General features: G+C 39.6%; 4 protein-coding genes and 1 pseudogene. All 5 read right to left on the bottom strand.

Annotation, left to right across the window (positions count from 1 at the left end; translation table 11 throughout):
* Positions 1-720: lysine 5,6-aminomutase subunit alpha TIM-barrel domain-containing protein (locus AC220I_RS16985; protein WP_486725055.1), on the bottom strand; the 720-nt coding region annotated here is incomplete at its 3' end.
* Positions 710-2,323: a lysine 5,6-aminomutase reactivase ATPase KamC gene (gene kamC / locus AC220I_RS16980; RefSeq protein ID WP_486725054.1), complete on the bottom strand. Its 1,614-nt coding sequence runs from the start codon at positions 2,321-2,323 to the stop codon at positions 710-712. The genes kamC and AC220I_RS16985, both read right to left, overlap by 11 nt.
* 11 nt (positions 2,324-2,334) lie before the next feature.
* On the bottom strand, positions 2,335-3,360 hold the full coding sequence (gene kamB, locus AC220I_RS16975; protein WP_486725053.1) for a lysine 5,6-aminomutase reactivase subunit KamB: 1,026 nt from the start codon (positions 3,358-3,360) through the stop codon (positions 2,335-2,337).
* A 55-nt stretch (positions 3,361-3,415) separates the two neighbouring features.
* Positions 3,416-4,672 carry a lysine 2,3-aminomutase gene (kamA, locus tag AC220I_RS16970; protein ID WP_486725052.1) on the bottom strand — a complete coding sequence of 419 codons (1,257 nt, stop codon included), beginning with the start codon at positions 4,670-4,672 and terminating at the stop codon, positions 3,416-3,418.
* A gap of 586 nt (positions 4,673-5,258) precedes the next feature.
* A pseudogene (locus tag AC220I_RS16965) lies at positions 5,259-5,922 on the bottom strand (L-erythro-3,5-diaminohexanoate dehydrogenase); the annotation flags it as partial.

Below are 5,922 nucleotides of genomic sequence, written 5' to 3'. Positions count from 1 at the left end.
TAATCCTGAACAGTAGTTACAAAGTCTGATGTATCTACCAACTTCTTCACCCACTTCATCAAGTGCTTTTCTCATGATTCTGAAGTTTTCTTGTGTTGCATAAGTACCCCCAAAACCTTCAGTTGTTGCACCATATGGAACATAGTCAAGTAAGCTTTGTGCTGTTGTACGGATTACAGCGATGATATCCGCACCTTGTCTTGCAGCAGCTTGTGCTTGAAGCACGTCTTCATAGATATTGCCTGTTGCAACGATTACATATAAATACGGCTTTGGACCTTCGCCTAAAGTCTTTAAATACTCATCTCTTTTAGCGCGGTTGTCCCTAATGCGATCCACCATTTTTTGTGCGACTTCTTCAATTGCAGCTTTGATCTTAGAACGATCCTGCATCTCAACCTTTGTAAGATCAAGTTCATTTTTTGCGACCATTTCAGCAATTTCTTGAGGTGTTTTAGAAAGCGCTACCATTGCATTTCCAATCCAGAATGATGCTCCCTCAGACAAACCGCCACCATGCTTAATGTTGTCAATCACAACATTTGGAAGTGGTCTTTCAAGGTCGTCAATGCCATCGATACCAAGTAATCTTGCTACCGTTCTTTCAACTGCTACAGTCGTATGGCGTTCAATAAATTTCTGTGTGTCTTCAGCTATAATTCTCGCTGATTTTCTAGCGCTGTCTACGACGCCAAAATCAAGATTTAACTTACTCACCATTTGATCCTCCTAATATTACTTTTGCATTATCAATAATTTTCTTATCAAGTCCCATAAATTCAGAAATGCGAATGGCATCTTTGGGAATCGCCTTCATTTGACTTACCCTTGCCAGTCTATAATCCATCAATTCGTGCAACAACACCATGCCTTTTTCACCTTCAAGTGCACTAAAATCAACACTTGAAAGACCTCTAACCTGATAGTGATCCACATGCTCAATATTTGTCAGTCCATCATAATGTGTGGTAATAATGGTCACAAATTGACTATCAGACAAATGTTCAATCAATGCTCTTGAGATGGCATATCCCTCAAGCGGATTCGTCCCTCTTGCAAGTTCATCAATGAGTATAAACCCCTTCTGCATTTGTCTTTTAAGTACTTGTCCAATTTTATGAATCTCACCCCCGAAGGTACTGAGGCCCATATCGATGGATTGTGAATCGCCAACGGATATAAAGATGAAGTCAAACAGGCTAACTTCCGCAGATTCACAAGGTACAAATACACCGTAATGCGCCATGGCTACAATGATGCCTATCATCTTCAGCGATACCGTTTTACCACCCATGTTGGCACCAGTAATTAAGGTTACTCTTTTAGAAATTTCCACATCCACAGGGGTATATGTTTTTTTCTCTTGTGCCAATCGATTAGCGACCTTAAGATGTCTCCCTGAACTGATTTGAATTCTACCTTCTGTATTCAACTTTGGTCTAACGCAATCAAATGCCTTTGAAAACGTCGCCCTTGCTATAAGATAATCGATTCTACCAATTCTGTTTGAATTCTCCACAAGGATCTCAAGTTCTTTTTTGAGTGCTAAAGACAATGCTGTTCTTATACGATACTCTTCTTCCTCTTCCTTGATGGTTAAAGATTCAAGTGCCTTTACGATTTCTGGGTCTTGTTTAATTCTGAATATCACAGTGGTTGGCATTTCAGATTGGTATTCAAGCTGTTCATTTTCCATGGCAAAGGCCATATTTTCATGCGCTGTCTTCTGAATCTGAATGTCTCCATTGGTCTTTATTTTAAGCGCTCTTTCTTCCAAAGTCGCTTTTATTTGATCTGTATGTCTACTGATTTTTACTTTCTGTGTTTCTATTTCGCTTCGAATGCTCCTGAGTGTTTCAGAGTACAGATTATAGATATAAAAACTCTGTGTGCCCGTTTTTTCAGGATCAAGAATTTTTATGATTTCATCCACATTGTCAAGGCTGTCTTTAAGCCCTTCAGCTTTCCAGTGAATCTTATCTAATACCCCAATAATCTGCTTCATCAATATTGCCATGACTTTAACTTCAAAGAGCTCCGTCACGGATAATGTCTCTTCCGCCTCAATGCGTTCATAGGTTCCGCCAAGCTGCTTGATATTATTAAAAATGCTCTTAAGTTCCAGAAGCTCATATCTTTTGTCTGTTAACATCCGAATCACTTTTTCAAGATCATCAAACTCTTGCTCTAAAGCCCCGATTTCACTTTGTTTAAAGGGTAGTGCATTTCTTTTTTCAAGATCACCATAAGGGGTTTCTACCTTTATACGATCAAATATAAATTCAAGTTCAAGGTCATTATACTGATTTTCACTTAAAAACATACTGACCTCCCTTAAAGTGTCATAACATCAACCACCATTAAATCCTTTAGTGCTTCTGAAAGTTTCCCTCTAAAACTCTCAGAATCATAAAAATAGCCCGAAGGGGCATATGGATTGATGGTTAAGGCCATTAAATTAATCTCATAACGCACTTTAATTGTGACGCCCACACGCATAAAGTAATTCCAATCTCTTTGCTCAATAAAGATTTTCGTCGCATCTCCTACTACATAAGTCACTTGACGTGCATAAGGAGAAGACTCTAAAATATCCTTTAAAGTTTTTGACACCAATGCGCCTTTAACAAAGACATATTGACTGTTTTCTTCAAGATGTGTGCCGATTGTTCTTCCCGATAGAAGCGCTGTCTTTAGCGCATCAAGATGCGTCATTTCATTTGCATCATCAATGATATAGACACCCTTTACGTCATCGACCTTGTCCCAAAGAGCCTTAAGTCCATCGTCATTGAGACCTTCGAGTTTAAAAAGGCTTGCCCGATGTACAGTCTGTTCTATGGTTTTATTCATATCTCGACTGAGAACTGCACCCGTTGAGAGTATACATGCATCTGTAATGGCCGGCGATGCAGATGACGCTCTGTCAAGTGCACCGTCCACCAATACACGATCTGCACCCAGTGAGATCATTTTTTCCGAAACTTTTCTAACAGTGTTATTTGTCGTTGGACCGCCTAACTGAACATAACCATCATTTAATGCCCGCCCGATGATGATTTTCCCCATTGCAGTTTCATAGGCTGTCACTTCAACAATCTCAAGTTTTACTTCAGAGATGTTAAATAGCATTTCAGCAGTTGCTATAAGTGTCCCCTTTGTAATAAAAATCATAGGTTTTTCCGTACGCGTTACGATATCCTGGCGCTCACCATCTCTCCCTATAGAGGTGAGCCCCAATCGTATCTGATTTTCATTCGCAAGTTCAATGAGATAGTTGAGCGTGACCGTTTTGCCTGCGTTTTTTGCCATGCCTACTATTGAAAATATTTTATATTCGTTTTCAAAAAGTGCTTTCATGGCTTTGTCCTCCGATGTCATTCCTAAATGCTTTTTCTTTATTCTAGATTAACGATTACTCGTGGTGGCTTCTTTTTGCTCTTTCAAGCTCTTTAAGTTCTATAGAAACACGATTTCCTTGTAAAAGACCACCCACACCAAACATTTTGTGATTTTTTTGTGCTTCAGTTTCAGCAGCACCTTCTTTTTCAAGATCATAAGGATTTGGTTGAGCATAAGTTGTGATTACGCCTTCATAGTTTCTAAGGATAACGCGCTCTGGTGACTGTGAAATCATATATTGTGGCATTACTGGAATCTTACCGCCACCGCCTGGTGCGTCAACAACAAATGTTGGAACACAGTATCCAGAAGTATGACCACGTAAACCTTCGATGATTTCAATACCCTTAGCAACTGGTGTTCTAAAGTGCTCGATACCCATAGAAAGGTCACATTGGTAGATGTAGTAAGGTCTTACACGCATCATAACAAGGTCATGAACTAAATCTCTCATGATGTGTACGCTGTCGTTAATACCTCTTAAAAGAACCGATTGGTTACCCAATGGAATCCCTGCATCTGCCATTAAAGTACAAGCTTTTTTCGTTTCAGGTGTAATTTCTTTAGAGTGGTTGAAGTGTGTGTTTAACCAAATTGGGTGATACTTTTTAAGCATGTTAACGAGTTCAGGTGTAATTCTTTGTGGACAAACAACTGGTGTTCTAGAACCAATTCTGATGATTTCAACATGTGGAATCGCTCTTAATCTGCTGATGATGTACTCAAGTCTCTCATCAGAAACTAAAAGTGCATCTCCACCTGATAAAAGAACGTCTCTGATAACTGGCGTGTTTTTAATATATTCGATTGCTGCATCTATTTTATCTGTACCTACAGCGGCATCATTATGTCCTGCAAAACGTCTTCTTGTACAGTGACGGCAGTACATAGAGCACATATCTGTAACGAGTAGTAAACAACGGTCTGGATATCTGTGTGTTAAACCTGGAACTGGTGAATCACCATCTTCATGAAGTGGATCATCCATATCTGCTGAACATTGGTATGTTTCGTTAATAGTTGGTACTGCTTGCATTCTCACTGGACATTTTGCATCTTCTTTATCCATTAATAAGGCATAGTAAGGTGTAATCCCCATTCTAAGAATTTCAAGTGTCTTAACAACACCTTCTTCTTCTTTTGAAGTTAAAGTAATGATTTTTTTGAGATCTTCTAAAGTCGTAATTCTGTTTCTTACTTGCCACTCCCAAGAATCCCATTCTTCTTGAGTCACATTTTTCCACATTTCGATTTCTTTGTAATTTCTCATGTTATTAACTCCCTTTTAAAAATACTTTTCATGATTGTATTTGGTTGAAAATCATGTATTAGCCCTTCGGTGCAAGAGTCCTCGGCTACGCCTGTGGATTGCACCTCCGAACCAATACAAGATTTTACATCAACAGATTAAATTATTCATAACTTCATATCACTTGTAACAATATTAATTTTAAAATTCGTCCGTAAAACGATTCGAAAGTCAGGCACCGCCGAGGACATGTACATCCAAAAGTCTCCCCTCATCCCAGTCACAAGCAAAATTTACATCATGCCGTATGCTTTAATGATTGCGTGCACCGCAGGGCAATCCGCAGGCACCGCCGAGGACATGCACATCCAAAAGTCCCCCTCATCCCAAGCACAAGCAAAATTTACATCATGCCGTATGCGTTAGTAATTCTGTGCGATGCAGGGCAATCCGCAGGCACAGCCGAGGACGTGTACATCCAAAAGTCCCCCTCATCCCAGTCACAAGCAAAATTTACATCATGCCGTATGCGTTAGTAATTCTGTGCGATGCAGGGCAATCCGCAGGCATCGCCGAGGACTTCTTGCCCGAAGGGGTATGCAATCATTTAAGCATACAAGTCTTCGTAAATTTTTCTAAGCGTCGCACTTTCTCTCATAATTTGAAGCGTAATCTCTGCATGACCTTTTGTATAACCATTACCAACGATCATTTGAACGTCTTTACCAACACCTTCAGCGCCAAGAGCTGCTTTAGTAAAGCTAGTTGCCATACTGAAGAAATATACTAAACCATCATCTTTAGTTGCCAAGATTGAAGACATTTCAGTGTTTTCCACGTTAACGCAGTTGATTACGATATCACACATTTGACCGTTTGTCACCGCTTCAACTTTTCCAAGTACATCTACTGCATCTGTTGCATCTGCTGTGATATAGTGGTCAGCAAGATTCGCGCCCATGATTCTATCTTTTGCATTATCTGAATGCTGTAAGCAAATTACTTTACCGGTTACACCAGCACGTTTTTTTGCTTCGTATAAACAAAGCATACCTGATTTACCAGCACCGCCAATAACAAGTACAGTGTCGCCAGGTTTTACAAGTTTAGCCGTTTGAGCAGGAGCACCCGCAACGTCAAGTACAGATAAAGCTAAGTTTTCTGGAATGTCTGAAGGAATCTTCGCATAAATACCACTTTCAAATAAGATTGCCTTACCCTTAATGTCTACTTGGTCAATGTTGATTCTGATTTCTACAATTTCATCTATT

Source organism: Fusibacter sp., from assembly GCF_057447755.1.
This window is presented reverse-complemented; position numbering and strand designations above follow the sequence as displayed.